This is a genomic window from Merdimmobilis hominis (genome assembly GCF_900104615.1).
GTDB lineage: Bacteria > Bacillota > Clostridia > Oscillospirales > Ruminococcaceae > Merdimmobilis > Merdimmobilis hominis.
On record NZ_LT629939.1, the window covers coordinates 1,881,206 to 1,897,794 of the forward strand.

At 49.1% G+C, this 16,589-nt stretch carries 14 protein-coding genes; 10 read left to right on the forward strand and 4 right to left on the reverse strand.

The genetic code is table 11. From position 1 onward, the window contains the following. Window positions 1–85 precede the first annotated feature (85 nt). Window positions 86–2,299 (forward strand): AAA family ATPase, encoded by a 2,214-nt coding sequence (locus BQ5353_RS09150; RefSeq protein WP_054331735.1) that lies wholly within the window; start codon window positions 86–88, stop codon window positions 2,297–2,299. 275 nt (window positions 2,300–2,574) lie between these two features. Here BQ5353_RS09150 and BQ5353_RS09155 read toward each other — a convergent pair whose 3' ends face one another. Beyond that, the gene (locus BQ5353_RS09155; RefSeq protein ID WP_071427963.1) at window positions 2,575–3,183 is read right to left on the reverse strand and encodes a helix-turn-helix domain-containing protein; all 609 of its coding nucleotides are present in this window, start codon (window positions 3,181–3,183) and stop codon (window positions 2,575–2,577) included. Window positions 3,184–3,346: 163 nt separating this feature from the next. Here BQ5353_RS09155 and BQ5353_RS09160 point away from each other — a divergent pair, with 163 nt between their 5' ends. From BQ5353_RS09160 to BQ5353_RS09170, 3 genes are read left to right on the forward strand one after another with little or no spacing between them, the layout of a single operon-like run. Beyond that, a complete protein-coding gene (locus tag BQ5353_RS09160; RefSeq protein ID WP_054331737.1) occupies window positions 3,347–3,541 on the forward strand; it encodes an HTH domain-containing protein in 195 nt (64 codons plus the stop codon). After that, window positions 3,541–4,620 (forward strand): site-specific integrase, encoded by a 1,080-nt coding sequence (locus tag BQ5353_RS09165; RefSeq protein WP_071427965.1) that lies wholly within the window; start codon window positions 3,541–3,543, stop codon window positions 4,618–4,620. Before BQ5353_RS09160 ends, BQ5353_RS09165 begins: the two co-directional genes overlap by 1 nt. Continuing rightward, window positions 4,617–4,952 carry a plasmid mobilization protein gene (locus tag BQ5353_RS09170; protein WP_054331738.1) on the forward strand — a complete coding sequence of 112 codons (336 nt, stop codon included), beginning with the start codon at window positions 4,617–4,619 and terminating at the stop codon, window positions 4,950–4,952. The genes BQ5353_RS09165 and BQ5353_RS09170 overlap by 4 nt, the downstream gene beginning before the upstream one ends. A 79-nt stretch (window positions 4,953–5,031) precedes the next feature. On the opposite strand, the gene BQ5353_RS09175 is transcribed toward BQ5353_RS09170, so the two are convergent. Next, window positions 5,032–6,108 (reverse strand): hypothetical protein, encoded by a 1,077-nt coding sequence (locus tag BQ5353_RS09175; RefSeq protein WP_054331739.1) that lies wholly within the window; start codon window positions 6,106–6,108, stop codon window positions 5,032–5,034. Window positions 6,109–6,130: 22 nt separating this feature from the next. Beyond that, entirely contained in the window at window positions 6,131–6,619 is a 489-nt protein-coding gene (locus BQ5353_RS09180) for a helix-turn-helix domain-containing protein (protein WP_054331740.1), read from the reverse strand. A 244-nt stretch (window positions 6,620–6,863) separates the two neighbouring features. On the opposite strand from BQ5353_RS09180, the gene BQ5353_RS09185 reads away from it, so the two are divergent. From BQ5353_RS09185 to BQ5353_RS09200, 4 genes are all read left to right on the forward strand, one after another. Then, complete coding sequence (locus BQ5353_RS09185; RefSeq protein ID WP_071427967.1) at window positions 6,864–7,130, forward strand: hypothetical protein; 267 nt, start codon at window positions 6,864–6,866, stop codon at window positions 7,128–7,130. An 87-nt stretch (window positions 7,131–7,217) separates the two neighbouring features. Next, window positions 7,218–7,523 carry a CRISPR-associated protein Cas5 gene (locus BQ5353_RS13320; RefSeq protein WP_231358219.1) on the forward strand — a complete coding sequence of 102 codons (306 nt, stop codon included), beginning with the start codon at window positions 7,218–7,220 and terminating at the stop codon, window positions 7,521–7,523. Between the two features lie 571 nt (window positions 7,524–8,094). Further along, on the forward strand, window positions 8,095–11,301 hold the full coding sequence (locus BQ5353_RS13325) for a DUF4241 domain-containing protein (protein ID WP_233424506.1): 3,207 nt from the start codon (window positions 8,095–8,097) through the stop codon (window positions 11,299–11,301). A gap of 91 nt (window positions 11,302–11,392) precedes the next feature. Then, a complete protein-coding gene (locus BQ5353_RS09200) occupies window positions 11,393–11,932 on the forward strand; it encodes a methylated-DNA--[protein]-cysteine S-methyltransferase (RefSeq protein ID WP_054331742.1) in 540 nt (179 codons plus the stop codon). A 373-nt stretch (window positions 11,933–12,305) separates the two neighbouring features. Here the strand turns inward: BQ5353_RS09200 and BQ5353_RS09205 are convergent, their stop codons facing one another. After that, a complete protein-coding gene (locus tag BQ5353_RS09205) occupies window positions 12,306–14,054 on the reverse strand; it encodes a PatB family C-S lyase (protein WP_071427969.1) in 1,749 nt (582 codons plus the stop codon). Between the two features lie 346 nt (window positions 14,055–14,400). Here BQ5353_RS09205 and BQ5353_RS09210 point away from each other — a divergent pair, with 346 nt between their 5' ends. Together BQ5353_RS09210 and BQ5353_RS09215 are read left to right on the forward strand one after the other, a co-directional pair. Beyond that, entirely contained in the window at window positions 14,401–15,075 is a 675-nt protein-coding gene (locus BQ5353_RS09210; protein ID WP_071427971.1) for a response regulator transcription factor, read from the forward strand. A 17-nt stretch (window positions 15,076–15,092) separates the two neighbouring features. After that, window positions 15,093–16,583 (forward strand): sensor histidine kinase, encoded by a 1,491-nt coding sequence (locus BQ5353_RS09215; protein WP_083386466.1) that lies wholly within the window; start codon window positions 15,093–15,095, stop codon window positions 16,581–16,583. The last annotated feature ends 6 nt before the right edge of the window (window positions 16,584–16,589 follow it).

Below are 16,589 nucleotides of genomic sequence, written 5' to 3' on the forward strand. Positions count from 1 at the left end.
CCTTTAGCAATAAGCTCTATATTCGTGTCCATAAGAATACCCCTTGTAGATAATGTGAGATTGGTTCCGAGGTGAAACTACGATAATGATTACATCAATACTAATGAAAAATTGTGCTACATATCCGTCAACGGGGGTATCTATTGACAATTGTCAAAAAGTTAATTTCTTCTATGGACCAAACGGAAGTGGTAAATCGACTATTAGTAATTTTTTGAACAACCAAAATGATCCTCAATATTCTTCTTGTACAGTGCAATGGGAAAACGGCTCTGTACTTGATATTGCGGTATATAATCGGGAGTTTCGCACGCGGCATTTTCAAGAAGATATTGATGGCGTTTTTACTTTGGGCGAGGCTACCATTGAAGAAGTGAAAGCCCTTGAAGATTTAAAGCGAGATAGAGAGATAAAGAGTCAAGATTTGGCTGCTCGAAAAGCAGCGCTTGCTAAAAAAGTAGCGGAAGAGCAGGCGCACAAAGAAAATTTCCGCGATACTGTGTGGAATGTGATCCTTAAGCAGAATGAAACTGACTTTCAAGAAGTGTTTCGCGGCTTTAGAGGGAACAAAGAAAAGTTTATGAATGAGGTAATTAGGCGCTATAATATTTCTCATTCATCATCTGAAACAAAAGATGATTTGCGAAAACGAGCAGCGACCCTTTTTGCAAAACGCCCAGAACGATGTGAATCTTTGTCCCCTCTGTCCGAGAAACTCTTGTCTATGATTGATGCTGTCGAAAATGATCCGATTTGGGAAAAAGTAATCGTTGGAAACAAGGATATTCCTATTGCTAACCTTATAGAATTTCTTGGAAATGCAGACTGGGTGAATAAAGGCCGTTCATACATTCGAGAAAATGGTGTATGCCCTTTTTGTCAGCAGAAAACAATTTCAGAAGATTTTAGGAAACAGATCGAATCTTTCTTCAGCGGTGAATATGATGCTAATATCGAATATATAAGAAAACTAAAGGCAGTATATGAAGAAGCTTCTAAGCAATTGCTAGATTATCTTCAATGTGTAGTTTCAAATGCACTTGCTGTATCAGTCGGAAATATTGATGTTAAAAGATTTAGTTCTTTGAACGATATTTTACAATCAAAATTTGCAAGCACTCTGGCTTCAATGTCTTTCAAAGAGAAAGAAGCCGGCACGAAAATAACTATAGCTCGAAGTTCTAGCGAAATAACTGAGATATTATCCATTATTTCAACAGCAAACACGGAAATAGCAAAACATAATCAAATGGTTGACCACATAAATGAAGAAAGGTTGGCATTGGTTGATGCTGTTTGGACATTTTTAATGGATGAACAAGAGGCGTTGATTGCTGGCTACTTAGGCGATATATCCAATTTCAATAAAGCCAAACAGGGAATGCAGAAAGGTATAGATATTTGCAAGCAACAGTTAGATGATCTAGACAACAAGATAATCGAGGCAGGAAAGAATATCACGAGTGTTCAACCAACTGTCGATGAAATTAATCGTTCCCTTAAGGCTTACGGTTTTACAAATTTTCGGATTGCACCCTCACCAAATAAAGAGAATTGCTATCAAATTCAAAGACTAGACGGAACACTTGCAACAACCACGCTCAGTGAAGGAGAAGAAACATTTATAACATTTTTATATTTTCTTCAACTCGCCAATGGTTCAGTTGAGGAATCCAAAGTATCAGCAAAGAAAGTTTTGGTTTTAGATGATCCAATTTGTAGTCTTGATAGTACAGTTCTTTACATTGTAAGCTCAATGGTAAAATCTCTAATCAAGGAAATCCGAAATGGCATATCGGATGTAGAGCAAATATTTATTCTTACTCATAATGTGTTCTTTCACAAGGAAGCATCATTTGTAGATGGACGAACAGCGGAACTCAATGATGTGAATTATTGGATAATAAGTAAAGATAATAACATATCATCTATACGAGCATTCGGAAAAACCAATCCGATTAAAACATCATACGAGCTTTTATGGCAAGAACTCAAAAACAATGAAAATGCTTCACTTGTAACTACGCAGAATATTATGAGGCGAATCATTGAAAACTATTTTAGCATTCTAGGGAAAAATGTTGACGATGCCATTGTTGATTCATTCGATACACCAGAAGATAAAATGATTTGCCGCTCGCTTATAAGTTGGATAAACGATGGTTCACATTCAATACCGGATGACCTATATATTGACAGCTATACTGATTCTGTTGACCGGTATAAATGTATTTTTCGAGAAATTTTTATAAGGATGCACCACGAAGCTCATTATAAAATGATGATGGGAGAGCCTTAAAATCTTTCGTAGTTCTTGTGATTTATGGCAACACCATGGCAACAAAAAATCAGATAGCCCAAACTATCTGGATAATGGAAACAATGCAAATACTCTGAGCTAAATCTCATAAGCAAATCCGTTTAGAATATGGCTGACGGGAGCGAGTGGGAATAAAAATCAAAACCCCGGAAAGCCCGTATTTATGCGGGTTTCCGGGGTTTTTCCATGTCTATTGAGTACAGATTGAGTACATTTAGGTTTTTATGCTAGGAATAAATGCTATCATCTTGCTATCAAATCAGCTTTTCTGTATTTCCTTGCAGTTCCATTTCAATCAGCTCCAGATTTTCTCCCAGCTCATTGAGAGCAGCAAGTGTCGGTTCGCTGTCACTGTCTCCATATTTCTTGGACATGAGGACATAGCCATTGTAGAGACTCTCCCAACGAAGCAGATTCTGTAAAATGGATTTATCCTGTAATACCACACTGAGGTTATCCAACTGGATGATCTCTTCTTTTTTTGCCTGGTCGCAGGAAAGTGCCAGATAAGTCCCGAAAACTGTATTGGGTTGAAGCCGAACGGTGGCAGCGTCCAGAAGGTTATCTTCCCCACGCTCACCCTCAATGGACAGGATGCCGGACTTGTGCCACAGCATCAGCAAGCCCATCAGATCGCCTTTGGTTTCCATGTGAATGATATCAGAATGGGAATCGCTGAGAGCGCCGCTGTTGACCCGTAATGCTTCTGCAATTCGCTCAATCTGCTGGGACTGGGGCTGCATTTTATTTATTTCATATTTTCGGATGGACACAGGATGGATACCGGTCAATTCAGCTAACTGTGCCTGCGTCATACCTCGCTGTTTGCGAAAATATTTAATTTTATCACCAACTGTAAGCATTAAAAATCCCCTTTCGATCCTCTTTTCATTTAGTATAGCACGGATAGAGCGAATAAGCTACAAAATTACTGAAAATTATCAAAAATGGGTTGACGTAGCGAATTCGCTACGTTATAATGAATGTAGCGATCAAGCTACAATGAATAAAAAGGAGGATACCATAATGAAAGAACAAAGCTTTATCACAGCCAAGGAACTGGCAGAGATGCTGAACATCTCCACAGGACACGCTTACAAGGTGATTCACAGGCTGAATGATGAACTGGCACAGAAGGGGTATCTGACCTTCTCAGGCAGAATCCCCCGAAAGTACTTGGAAGAGCGCTGCTATGGTCTGGGAGAGGGGGCGAGTGCCTGATGACCACAGAGAAAGACCCCAAAACTGGGAAATGTCTGATCCAATACCGTTATAAGGATTGGACAGGCAAGAATCGCAAGTCCACCAAACGAGGATTCAAAACCAAGCGAGAGGCAGAGGAATGGTACCGGGATTTCTTGATGAAGCAGAGCCAGAGCTGTGACATGAAATTCAAGGATTTTACCGAGCTCTACGCAGAAGATATGAAACATCGACTCTGTGAGCACACCATGATCAACAAGATGTATGTGATACGGGATAAGCTGATTCCATACTTTGGAGAAAAGCGTATCAACGAGATTACAGCGGCTGATATCCGGGTCTGGCAGAACCAATTGATTCAGCAGGGGTACAAGCCAACTTATCTTAAGTCCATCAACAATCAACTTTCAGCCATCTTCAACTATGCAGTCAAATATTATGAGCTGAAAGACAATCCCTGTCGCAAGGCTGGCAGCATGGGGAAAGCCAAGGCAGATGAGATGGAAATCTGGACAAAAGATGAGTTTCAGCAGTTTGTTGACTGTCTGATGGATAAACGGATTTCCTGGCTGGCGTTTCAAATTCTTTTCTGGACAGGAATCCGGATTGGTGAGCTGTTGGCTCTTACCTTCGGAGACGTGGACTTGGACGGAAAGGTCATCACCATCAGCAAGTCCTATCAACGCTTGAAAGGTAAAGATGTCATTACACCACCTAAAACCCCAAAAAGCAACCGCAGAGTCAATATTCCTCAATTTTTGGCAGATGACATTCGGGACTACAAAGAAAGTCTCTATGCTCCACAACCAGAGGATCGGGTGATTCCAGTAGCAAAGACTTTTCTGGAAAAGGAGATGCAGCGAGGAATGAAGCTCAGCGGAATGAAAAAAATTCATATCCATTCACTTCGTCATAGCCATACCAGACTTCTGATTGAGATGGGAGTTTCTCCAAAAGAGATTGCAGAACGCCTGGGACATGAGAATATCGAAACCACACTGAACACCTATTCCCATCTGTATCCAGACAAACAGGAGCGTCTGGCGGAGCAGCTGGATCAGTTTCATAACGGAAAAAAGGAGATGGAAGAAAAATGAGTCTGTATCAAGACCACAACAGAACACGAAATAAAACAGTAAGTTTTCGCTTGACACCGGAGGAATACCGTCAGATGGAGGAGCGAATCAAGATAACAGGACTTCCTAAAAATGAGTTCATGATTCGTTCCATGCTGGAACAGCACATTAGTATCCGGGTTGGTAAATTTGAAAGCGACCGGCTGAGTCTGGAGGTGCGTCGGCTGAAAGATATTCTGAATGGAGTAAAAGTCCCAGAAGAAACGGTTGATTTGCTATTAGAATGCAGAGCACTGATGGAGCAGTTAATCCAGATTACCGATGCGAAAAAGGAGGAGTTTTATGACCAATGAGAAAAAAGAAAAGATGACTGCCCTAATCCCGTCTGTTGGCGCAGACGGAGGACAGCCACCACTATGTAACGAAACCATTTTAACAGATAATCAGCAGGATGGCAACCATGAAAGAGTTGAAATGGAGGAAATGGAAGTTTGGCTCCGACAAATGCGTAAGATGAACAGTCCAGATTATCTGCATACTGTATCGCTGACAGAGTTGTATGATGATGTAGGAATCTCCAATATTTGATGCCCAGCTCACATTATCGAGAATCTCCTCAACAATAGCGGGACGAGCAGTATGGTTAATGGCCTCACATATCTCTCGAATTGTGACTCGCTGACTTTCGGGAGAGGCTTTCAGTGCGTTATAGATTTGATTATATACAGCAGGGTGTTTTTGCAACAACCTTTCGTCTTGCTCGGTTTTTGTGTATGCAGTAATAGGAGATTCTACCTCGGCCATCTCTACATCGGGCGGGCTTTGATTCGACATTTCATAATCGATGGTGCTACGATCTTCAACGGTTTTTCCATCAGTAATGCGAGCGTAAAGACCTTCTTTTATGTAGTTATAGTAATGCTGTCCCGCATCAACAATCTTATTTATTTGCCGTCTACGGGTTATTCTGAAGATTTTGTTCTGTTCAATGGTGCGTCGCACTTTTTTTATGGTTTCAAAATCTGTTGTCTCGAACAGTGGATTCTGTAGGACTTTTATTTTCAGACAAAAAGTTTCTATTTCAGAATAACATCTATAAAACTCCGACAGCTGTGTAGGAGACACTCGTTCAGCAAGATACCGCATGAAGTCGTCTTCAACGGTTTTTCTATTGCTTATCATTGCCCTTGCCTCCTTCAGTAATTTTTGGTACTCATCATAGGATTCATGATACAAACCTGCAACATCTGCAAAAAGTTTGGTGGCTGGTTTGAAAACTGTGCGACCGAGATACGCTGACTCCATGCTTTTCATTTGAAATGAAATACCATTTGTATTGCGGTACACTTCATCAACTTCCATACCTCGATGAAGTGCCATTACCCTTAAGTCACGAGATACTGCCTTAATTGCGTCCGAGCGTGTGAGTTCGCCTTTCATAGAGGTAAGAAGCCCTTCTAATAGGATGGCTGCTTCATATTTATCCCAAGACGGCTGCCTCTCTACCATTCATGGCCTACAAGTGAGAGGATCAAAAGAGATCCTGGGGCGGCACCTTCACATAGGTTTGAGCTTTATCAAACTCCGGGTAGTGGTAGCGCCAGCGGTCGTAGTCCTTCTGTGTGATCTCTCCGGCCTCCAACTTGGCGGACTGTTCCCGCCAGGTCCAGAGCATCTCGTGCAGTCGGGCAGCATCCTTGTTTTTGCGCAAATCCACCTGCAAGGAAAGCTCGCCGTCCTGCTCTGTGACCTTCAGACCGTAGTTGTCCTCCAGAGTAAACAAGGTGTGCATGAGCCCTACATAGGAGTCTATGTCCGGGACAGAGAGCGCATGGGGTGAGACATCCAGCACCTCAGCCAAGGCGGCGGTCAGGTCTGCCTTTGGGGTTCTTGATCCTGTTTCATATTGTGCAAGGCGCACATCAGCAGACTTTTCCGGGAAGCCTAGCGCCATGCCGAGATATTTTTGTGTCATCCCCCGAAGGAGACGGAAAAAGTGAATTCGTTCACCAATCGCCATATCATCAACTCCAATCTATGATTGTCCTTATTTGAAACATAGCATATTTGCTTAGTTTTGTCAAGATAATCTAAGCAAATTTATTTAATAATATTTCTTTCAAAACACTTGAACTAAGCTTATATGTATAGTATCATAAGAACACTAAGCCAATAAGCTTAGATAATATAGCGCATCAAATAGACCGTCAGATTTTTGGTTGCGAAACCGAGAAAAAGTGGCAGTAGAGAGTGAGGAGGCATTTATGAAACGCAACAAAGAAAGGTATTTCATTTATGCAGAAACAGAGTTTTATGCGGGTAATGGAGACGCCGTTTTGGTACCCTTTGTGGAGAACGAGGTATTAAAAATAGTAAAAAGAAAGAGAATCCCCACTCCAAATCAAAACCGGAGTGGAGATTCCTTCTTCAACATGATAAACTCAATGTTTCAATCCACGCCCCCTGAATCGAAGACGATGAAAAAAGTATACCCTATATATCTACTACTTACAACTCAAAAATTTTCCTGAATCACTTGATTTTTTTGTTGTTTATTCTACAATAAAATCAATAAATAAGGAGTGTGATGCCACTTGCCAAACTCCTATCCCATCCAAATGGAGATAGCCGGCCCAACGGCTCTCTGGTCGAGACCGGACACGGGCGATAGCCCCACAAGCTATCCAGCTCCCACCTATTCGGCGGTGAAGGGTCTATTCGAGTCGGTACTATGGGGCCCGGATGTATGGGTGATTCCGCAAAAGGTGGAGCTGTGTCGCTCCATCCAGTACCATTCCTATGCAACCAATTACGGTGGACCGATCCGAAAGAGTACTTCTATCAAAAGTGGAAATAACTACCAGCTGTTCGTCTGTTCGTCACGGTCCTGGTGGATGTCTGCTACCGCCTCTATGGGCTCGTAGTCCCAAACCCCCACAAGGCAAACCTGCCTGAGCGGGCATTGGAGTGAGATAGCAAGATCACCTCTCCCGGCCACGCCTATCAAGCTATCTTTCAACGCCGTTTGCAGCGGGGGCAGTCCTATGCAAGTTTGGCCTTGGGTTGGCGGGAGTTCACCCCGTCCTATTTCGGTCCCTAGGACTGTATAATACCTCTATATCATGGCAACACCATGGCAATAAAAAATCAGATAGCCTCTGCTATCTGAATAATGCAAAGAATACCAATGATCTGAGCTAAATCCCATAAGCAAATCTGTTTATAAAATCCTTAGCGGGAGCGAGTTCCAGATCAATGCCCCGCTGGATGAGATACAGCGGGCGAAAGAAGGAACCAATTAGGTGAAAAAAGATGAACAGAGATAACCTGAGTACCCCATAAGGGCACAAAGCAATCAAATACTCACAATCATCGAAAAGGGCCGGTTCTTTGTAACTGGCCGCTGGTTCTGTGCGGCCTTTTCACGCTCTGTGTCAATCTGTCTTTGTGACAGTTCAGCGCAGGGCTTTTTGATTATTTGAAGTGAGGTGTTTCATGTTGGACTTCATGAAAATCACAGCGGATGCGCTGGATATTTTAAACTATGACGGGGCGGTTCAGGACACCCTGGAAGAGCTTCGGAGAAAATGGGGCGCACAGGTCCCGGCGCTGCTCGATGAACGCTTTGATGCCGTCGGCGTCCAGTATATGAGACTGCCCCACGAAAAAGGGGCGGCGGCGCTGGGACAGGAACTGTCCGCCTTCGGCTGGGCCCTGTATAACCTGGACGATGAGGACGAGTATCTGTTTACCCTGATTCCAGAAGAAGAACGCAGCGACTGGGAACATTACTGCAAAAAGCAGGGGCAATATTGCCGCCTGATGAAACAGCCGGGGCGAAAATGGGGAGACCACGCCAAGGAGCAGGATCCCGGGGCGCTGATGCCCTGCGAGGAATACATCCTGGAAGATGAATACGACTATTTCTTCAACTCTCTGTCGGGGGATTTTGCGGCGGGGGAGTGGAAAAGCAGTCATTCCGAGGAATGGAACTATGGCTGTGTGGCGGATCTGCGCTGCCGCCCGCCGAAGGTGACCCGCTCCAAAAGCCTATACCATTTCGGGTGCATCTCCTATTCGGATAAAACCGGGGTGTATGCCGCCTCAGGGGCCTCTGCAAGCGGACTGATTGGAAAGGTCTTGCTATGCAAAAATCCCAATACCCTAAACTTTTTTGAGCCCTCCCCCATTGGGTATGACGGACCGCCCCGGACCCTCTGCTGGGCTGGCCATTCGCTCTGGGTGGGTGATCCCACCAACGCCACACGGATTGAACTGACCGACCGGGGTACCTGTCAGGATGTAAAAAATTGGACTCTGCCAGAAGATGGATGGAGCAGCAAATACCATTGCGGCATTACAGCCGACGGGCTGGGCCGGGTCTACTTCTCCAATGAGTGGTACAAAGGGCGCATTTACCGCTGGGCGGACGGTCAGGTGACCGAACATCCCTTCCCTCTGTACGGATACGACCATCTCTCCGAAGCGGTCCCTGTTCCCGGCACAGGCCGCATCTACATGATTCACAGCGTCAGCGGAAAAGGGCGGATCGAGGAATGTCTGCTGGAACTGGACATGGACACCGGGCGCTGCCGCATCACCGCTCTGCCCGGCATGGGCGAGGGGCTGAAACTTCGCTGGTTTACCGAGGACTGGCTGCTGGTACAGGGAAACGGCGAGCTCCTCTCCGACGACTTTGCCCAGCTCATCAATATGACCACCCGTGAGGTGCTCCGCATCCGTCCGGGGATGTTCGGCGGCGAAAAGATGCAGCACATCGGAGTGCTCACCGATGGTGCGGTGGTCATCGTCACCCGGCGGGGCGGCGTAGGGCCGGTGTTCCGCTACCCCACCGACTTCTGGGGCTTTCTGCGGACAGCGGGTAAGCCCCGCAAACTGGAGCCCTGGCGGGAGTATCAAGAAACTTATCCAAACCTGCCCTTCTTCCTCCCAGGGGAAGAACCAAAGCAGAATGGCGCAAACAGCTCCCATGACACAGGCAGCCCTCTGCTCCGCCTCCAGTTCGGCCAACTCTCACCCGAGAAAAAACAGTCGCTCATGGAGCAGCTGGCAGCGCAGTATCGCCTGGATTTTGTGCGGATGGAGCACTTTGACCGCTGGGGCCAAAGCTGCACCACCGGCATGTTCAAAAAAGATGGCCGGGAGTTCGTCTTTGTCCCCGGCGATACTGTCACCTTGGGCTGGGAACAGTTTGCCGTAGGACTGAACCGGGAGAGCCGGGAGGAATTGGAGTACCTGTTTCAGGAATGGGAATTGGAGCAGGACCCGGCAGAATTCATTGGAGAAAGCATGGCTCCCGTCCGGCAGGTGTCTATCAGCCCCATGCTGGTGGGGCGGGAGCTGGAGGAGATCAACTGGGAGCCGGTCAAGCTGGAAGACCCACGGCTGCGCCCAGAATGGCTGGAAGATTTCCGCCAATTCGCTTCGACTGGCAGGGACAGTCTGACGTTGGCAGGCCGTGCCCGCTTCGAGCGGGATAGCGACAGCTGGCAGGCAAGCCTCTATCACGAGGTGGACTATCCGGACTTTCAAAGCTGGCTGCAAAAACAGGGCTTTTCCCTTCCTACACCGGATGAATGGGCCTACCTGTGCGGTGGTGGGTGCCGCACCCTGTTTCCTTGGGGGGATGGGTTAGACTACTCTATGCGTCTGCGCTGGTTTGAGGATATGGATGAGGACGAGAACAGGCCTTACGACATGGAGGAGCCCAACTTCTTCGGCCTGTCCATCGCCTACGACCCCTATATGCGGGAAGTCGTGAACGCCGACCGGCTCACCACCTGCGGCGGCGACGGCGGGTGCAATATCTGCGGCGGGCTGGGGCCGTTCCTCGGTTTCCTGCCCTGTTCTCCACACTGCAAGCCGGAAGTGCAGGAGGAAAACGAACTGAATGGCAACTATGACTTTTACCGGCCCATCATCCGGGTGAAGCTGGAACCGAAAGGAGAGAATGAAATGCCTGCAACAGAATGGCTGAATAAATATGAATCCATCCAAGGCAAACTAGCCTGTAAAATCGACCTGGATGCCTATTTCACAGAAAAGGGCATTGGCAGCATGGCGGTGGATGTACTGGACATCGGCACAGTCCATTTCCCCACCGGGACGGTCTTTGCCTGCGACCCTCTGGTGGAGCTGGAGGACGCCCGGCCCTATCTCCAGACCATCCCCGCCGGGACTTACTCGGTGCAGATCTGCGTGGTGCCCAGCGAACAATACGGCGACCGCTACGCCTGTGTCAAAGTAGCTGTCAGCGACCAGAAGCCAGTCCGGTACGAGCTGGGCATGGTGGGCAATGAGGACTTGGAGGAAGAACTAGAGGACGGCGATTTCTTCGGTTTCGGCGTGGATGCCGGTATGGGCTGTATTGCGGACATCCAGACCCGGGAAGCCTTCCTGGTATATTGGGCCAAGCGCCTGGGGAAGGATGAGGACATCGACCCCTATAACGACTTGTTCTGTGATTTGTTGGAGAAAAATTTCCAGATGAACCCTATGTACCAGAGAGAGGGCGGTGACTGGCTCAACTGGACAGTGCCGGAGACGGACTGTGACCTCCCCATCTTTGCCTCCGGCTGGGGCGATGGGGTCTATCCGGTTTATTTCGGCTATGACGCCCAGGACAAGGTCTGCGGGGTGTATGTCCATTTCATCGATATTGCGGAAAGTTACAATCAGTGATCAGAAAGAAGAATATTTATGAATCTGCTGGAGCAGTGCCAGAAAGTGTATCCGGACCGGCCATATGCTCTCAATGAAGGAGGAAATCGACATGGTATATACAGCCCAATATCCCTCTCCCCTCGGTATGATCACCTTGGCCAGTGACGGCCAAAATCTCACCGGTTTGTGGTTGGAGGGGCAGAAGTACTTTGCCAGCACCCTCAAGGGGAAGATGCCCCTTCAAGAGGAGCCGCCGGTGCTCCAGGCCGCGAAAAGGTGGCTGGACCGGTATTTTGCGGGGGAGAAGCCGAAGATTGACGATCTCCCTTTGGCTCCTGAAGGCAGCAGGTTCCAGCAGGAAGTTTGGAAGCTGCTCTGTGAAATCCCCTATGGGTCGGTAACTACTTATGGAGAGCTTGCCAGAAAAATAGCGGCCATCCAAAAGAGGCCGAGCATGTCACCTCAGGCGGTGGGCAGTGCAGTGGGCCGTAACCCCATCTCCATTATCATCCCCTGTCACCGAGTGGTGGGCACCAGCGGGAGCTTGACCGGTTATGCCGGAGGCATCGGGAAAAAGATTCAGCTGCTGGAGAGGGAAGGGGTGGACACCTCTCGTTTCACCATCCCCACCAAAGGAACTGCCTTATGATCATCAGCGCCAACCGCAGGACCGATATCCCGGCTCTGTAGCGGAGGGCATCCTCCCCGGCCCTTCCCAACTCTCGGAAAGGCATGGGCCGGTTATATCGATGGCCTTGCGGCCTTTTCCTACGCGGATGTGGGGAAAGGCTGCGTTTTCTATAACGGTGGAATTCATAAGTATAAATAGGATAATTTGTAAAAATTATTACGAATTGTATTGTAAATAGAGAGGCGATCCATAGGGATAAAACGGGTTCCCTCCGGCTGGGGGCGCAAAAAGCGGGAGGGCTAACTTAGCCCTCCCGCCGACGGTATGTATTTTATTTCCCAGTCCCGTTCGCTGGGCCATGGAAATTTCTACCGGATGCAAACGGATTCGATTATTCTTTTACCAGCTGGGCCAGTTCTTCCACGGTGGGGATGTCAGCCGCATTTTTGCCATAGTGGGCATAGGTGATGGTCAGGTTCCCGTCCACCACAAAGCAGGCGGGAAGCTGCAATTCTTCCCCCTCATAGGCGCCGTGCTGGAATCCTTCCTCCTTGACCTTGGCGATCTTGCCCAGGGCGTCGCCGCCGGCCAGTTCCATCTTATCCTTGGCGGGGCGGATGTCCAGTTCCCCATACAGCTTTTGCTGTGGATCACAGACGATTTCGAAGGGCAGATCCCCCGGCTGGAGCTGCTGAGCCATCCCCGCAGGGTCGGATTGGAGCACTACCAGGGCTTTTGCCCCCTGAGAGGCGATCTTCTCATACTGCACCTTCAGCTGATGGATGTCATACTGGCACAGGGTGCAGCCATAGTACCGCAAAAAGAGGATGGCGGTGGGGCGGCCGCCGGTCAGCTTCCGGAGGGAGACGCCGGAGCGGAAGGGGGTGTCTACCACAAAGTCGGGCATCTTGTCGCCGGCTTTGCGCTTTTTGCTTTGGAATCCACCCCGGGCGTTGAGGGCGTCCACAGCGGCTTTCAGCCGCTCCAGGGCTTCCACCAACACTTTGGTGGGGCAGGCCAGGTTGATCCGCTCAAAGCCGTCCCCTTCCTCGCCAAAGAGGATACCTTCATCCAGGAAGAGCTTGGCTTCATCCTTCATAAAGTTTTCCAGGTCCTTGCCGTACATGCCCAAGCCGCGGCAATCCACCCAAAGAAGATAGGTGCCTTCCAGGGGATACACCTTGAGTTGAGGCAGCTTCTTCTCCACAAAGGCCTCCACTGTTTTGGCGTTGAGGTGGATGAGGGAGAGCAGCTGGTCCAACCAGTTTTCACATTTATTGTAGGCGATTTCGCAGGCTTTGTAGCCCAGGATGTTCAGGGACATCACCGCGTTGGCCAGGCGGGCAGAAGCAAATTTTTCCCGCAATTCAGCGTTGGGGATGATGATGTTGGAGGTCTGCATGCCGGCCAGGTTAAAGGTTTTGCTGGGGGCAGTGCAGGTGATGGTGTTCTGGGCAAACTCGGGGCAGATGGAGGCCAAAACGGTGTGTTTGTGGCCAGGCATCACAAAATCCTGATGGATTTCATCCACCACCAGGATGACATTGTTCTCCTGGCAGATGCGGCCCACCTCGGTCAGTTCCTCCCGGGTCCAGACCCGGCCCACCGGGTTGTGGGGGCTGCAAAGGATCATCAGAGTGTTGGCAGGGTCTGCGGCCTTTTGGCGCAGGTCTTCTAGGTCAAAGGTATAGCTGCGCTTCTCCTCGTCGTGGATTAGCGGGTTGTTGACCACCTTGCGGCCGGTCATCCCCACTACCATGCTGAAGGGGTAGTAGACGGGGCGGTTGATGATGACCCCATCGCCGGGTTTGGTGAACGCCTGGACCGCGTAGCCCAGGGCCGGCACCACGCCGGGAGCGGTGACAATCCACTGGGGATCCACCTTCCAGTTGTGACGGCGTTCCATCCAAGAGGTCACCGAAGCCAGATATCCTTCGGTCTCGGTGGTATAGCCCAGGATGGCATCGCCCAGGTAATCCTGAAGCCCCTCGATGATTTCCGGCGCGTTTTTCAGCTCCATGTCCGCCACCGACAGGGGGACGATGTCCCGCTCAATATTGGGGTTGTGTTTTTTCATCCCCTCCCACTTGGAGGAACCAGTACCGGTTCGGTTGACCAGCGTTTCGAAATCGTAATGCATAAACAAATGACCTCCTGCTGTATTCCGCTTGGCGCGTTGCAAATGTGAATCGGTTATGACCGGAATGTTAACTGTCTAAACGATACCACTAACTGCCCAAAATGTCAACTAAAACAGTTTTTACCAGCATTTATATGTAAATATTAGACAATTTCCCATCGATTTCCCAATTTAGGGACTAACCAATGGCAAAGAGGCTTCCTATTTCCGGAAAGAGCCGATTTGTTTTCGAATAGCGGTCAATCTGTATTCACTCAAAAAACACATTTTCAATTTATCCTTTTTGTATTATACTAAGGGTGACTGTGAAAACCGCTAACAATTGCCCGAGGAAAGGTGATGGATTATGTACCAGATTTTGGTGGTGGATGACGAGGAACGCATCCGCACTCTGATTCAAAAATACGCCCAGTTTGAAGGGCATGCCGTATCTGAGGCGTCCAATGGCCTAGAAGCGGTGGAACTTTGCCGGAAAAAGGATTTTGACTTGATCATTATGGATATTATGATGCCGGAACTGGACGGTTTCTCCGCCGTCAAGGAGATCCGCAAGACCGCCTCCACCCCGGTGATCATGCTCTCCGCCCGGGGGGAGGAATACGACAAAATCCACGGCTTTGAGCTGGGGGTGGACGACTATGTGGTCAAACCCTTTTCCCCCAAGGAGCTGATGATGCGGGTGGATGCCATCATGAAGCGATCCGGCCGCGGTGGGGATCAAGACCGCCATGAGGTCTATAAAACCGGCGGCCTGCTGGTGGATTTCACCGCCCGCAAGGTGTTGATTGATGGGGAAAATGTGGAGATGTCCCCCAAGGAATACGACCTGATTTTCTACCTGGTGAAAAACCGGGGCATTGCCTTGACCCGGGAGAAGCTGATCTGCGAGGTGTGGGGGTATGACTTCTACGGCGATGCCCGCACCTTGGACACCCACATCAAGCTTCTGCGCAAAAGCCTGGGCAATTACAGCGACCGGATTGTCACTCTGCGGGGTGTGGGGTACCGGTTTGAAGGCTGATAGAGAAGGGGACGGGTATGGGTATTGCGGCAATCAAAAAGCGGTTTGACAACACCAGCATCAAATGGAAGATCTTTGCAGTGCTCATCAGCTTCTGCACCATCTTGCTGGTGCTGCTCTGGCTGTTCCAGGTGGTCTTTCTGGACAGCTTTTACAAACACATCAAAATCAGCACGGTGAAAAAGAGCGCCAACTCCATTGTGCAGAACATAGACAATGAGCATCTCCAGGAATTGGTAGAGCAGATTTCCTTCGGCAACGAGGTCTGTGTGGACATCCGATGGCAGAATGGGGAGAAAAGGGTCTCCTCCGACGCGCTGCGAGGTTGCCTCATCCACCGGATGCCCAACGAGGAACGGTTTGGGCTTTTCCAAAAAACCCTGGAAAACGGCGGAGAGCTGTTGGGGTATTACAACTATGACAGCTTCCGCCTCCCAAATTTTGACACTGGGAAGTTCAAAGGGCCGTTCCCCAAGGTGGAACACTCCCCCCAGCAGACCATCATCTTTTCCAAGGTCATGGAGGACCAGAATGGGGAATTGGTATTTATTATGATCAATGCCTTGGTATCGCCGGTGGATGCCACCGTGGCCACCCTGCGAACCCAGTTTTATTACATCGCCGGGTTTATGCTGCTGTTTGCCACCCTCTTGGCCTTGGTGATCTCCAAATGGGTGTCCAGCCCCATTGAGGCTATCAACCGCTCGGCCAAGGAATTGGCCACAGGGGATTATGACGTCCACTTTTCCGGCAGCGGTTACCGGGAGATCAACGAGCTTTCCACCACCCTCAACTATGCGGCCCAGGAGCTTTCCAAAGTGGACGGGCTTCGGCAGGAGCTGATCGCCAACATCTCCCATGATTTGCGCACCCCGCTGACCCTGATCAGCGGCTACGCCGAGGTGATGCGGGATCTGCCCGATGAAAACACCCCGGAAAACGCCCAAATCATCATCGATGAAGCCCAGCGGCTTTCTACTTTGGTCAATGATGTCCTCGACCTCTCCAAGCTCCAGTCGGGGATGCAGAGCGTCAACTTAACCGATTATAACCTGACCGATTCCCTATCGGGGGCGGTGCTGCGGATGAACGAGCTGCTCCGCAAAGATGGCTATTCCCTGGAGTTTTCTTATGACCAGCCGGTGTGGGTCCATGCGGATCAAACCTGGATTCACCAGGTGTTTTACAACCTGCTGACCAATGCCATCAACTACACCGGTGAAGATAAAAAAATCTATGTGGAACAATCGGCGGCGGGGGAGTGGGTCACCGTTCGGGTGCGGGACACCGGTGAAGGGGTCTCCCCGGAGAACCTGCCTTATATCTGGGACCGGTACTACAAGGTGGATAAAACCCACAAGCGGGCAGTGACCGGAACTGGATTGGGCCTCTCCATCGTCAAATCGGTGCTGGAACTCCACGGCGGGAGATATGGGGTGGAATCCACGCCGGGCGGCAGCACATTCTGGTTCCAGCTAAAAACCGTGCCGCCCCAGGAAGAGAAATAAATGACG

Coding starts and splice junctions, on each gene's coding strand:
- BQ5353_RS13325 (WP_233424506.1), top strand. CDS start 8,095: ATGTTGGACTTCATGAAAATCACAGCGGATGCGCTGGATATTTTAAAC.
- BQ5353_RS09170 (WP_054331738.1), top strand. CDS start 4,617: ATGAGTCTGTATCAAGACCACAACAGAACACGAAATAAAACAGTAAGT.
- BQ5353_RS09200 (WP_054331742.1), top strand. CDS start 11,393: ATGGTATATACAGCCCAATATCCCTCTCCCCTCGGTATGATCACCTTG.
- BQ5353_RS09150 (WP_054331735.1), top strand. CDS start 86: ATGATTACATCAATACTAATGAAAAATTGTGCTACATATCCGTCAACG.
- BQ5353_RS09185 (WP_071427967.1), top strand. CDS start 6,864: ATGAAACGCAACAAAGAAAGGTATTTCATTTATGCAGAAACAGAGTTT.
- BQ5353_RS09155 (WP_071427963.1), bottom strand. CDS start 3,183: ATGCTTACAGTTGGTGATAAAATTAAATATTTTCGCAAACAGCGAGGT.
- BQ5353_RS09210 (WP_071427971.1), top strand. CDS start 14,401: ATGTACCAGATTTTGGTGGTGGATGACGAGGAACGCATCCGCACTCTG.
- BQ5353_RS09180 (WP_054331740.1), bottom strand. CDS start 6,619: ATGGCGATTGGTGAACGAATTCACTTTTTCCGTCTCCTTCGGGGGATG.
- BQ5353_RS09215 (WP_083386466.1), top strand. CDS start 15,093: ATGGGTATTGCGGCAATCAAAAAGCGGTTTGACAACACCAGCATCAAA.
- BQ5353_RS09175 (WP_054331739.1), bottom strand. CDS start 6,108: ATGGTAGAGAGGCAGCCGTCTTGGGATAAATATGAAGCAGCCATCCTA.
- BQ5353_RS13320 (WP_231358219.1), top strand. CDS start 7,218: ATGGAGATAGCCGGCCCAACGGCTCTCTGGTCGAGACCGGACACGGGC.
- BQ5353_RS09165 (WP_071427965.1), top strand. CDS start 3,541: ATGACCACAGAGAAAGACCCCAAAACTGGGAAATGTCTGATCCAATAC.
- BQ5353_RS09205 (WP_071427969.1), bottom strand. CDS start 14,054: ATGCATTACGATTTCGAAACGCTGGTCAACCGAACCGGTACTGGTTCC.
- BQ5353_RS09160 (WP_054331737.1), top strand. CDS start 3,347: ATGAAAGAACAAAGCTTTATCACAGCCAAGGAACTGGCAGAGATGCTG.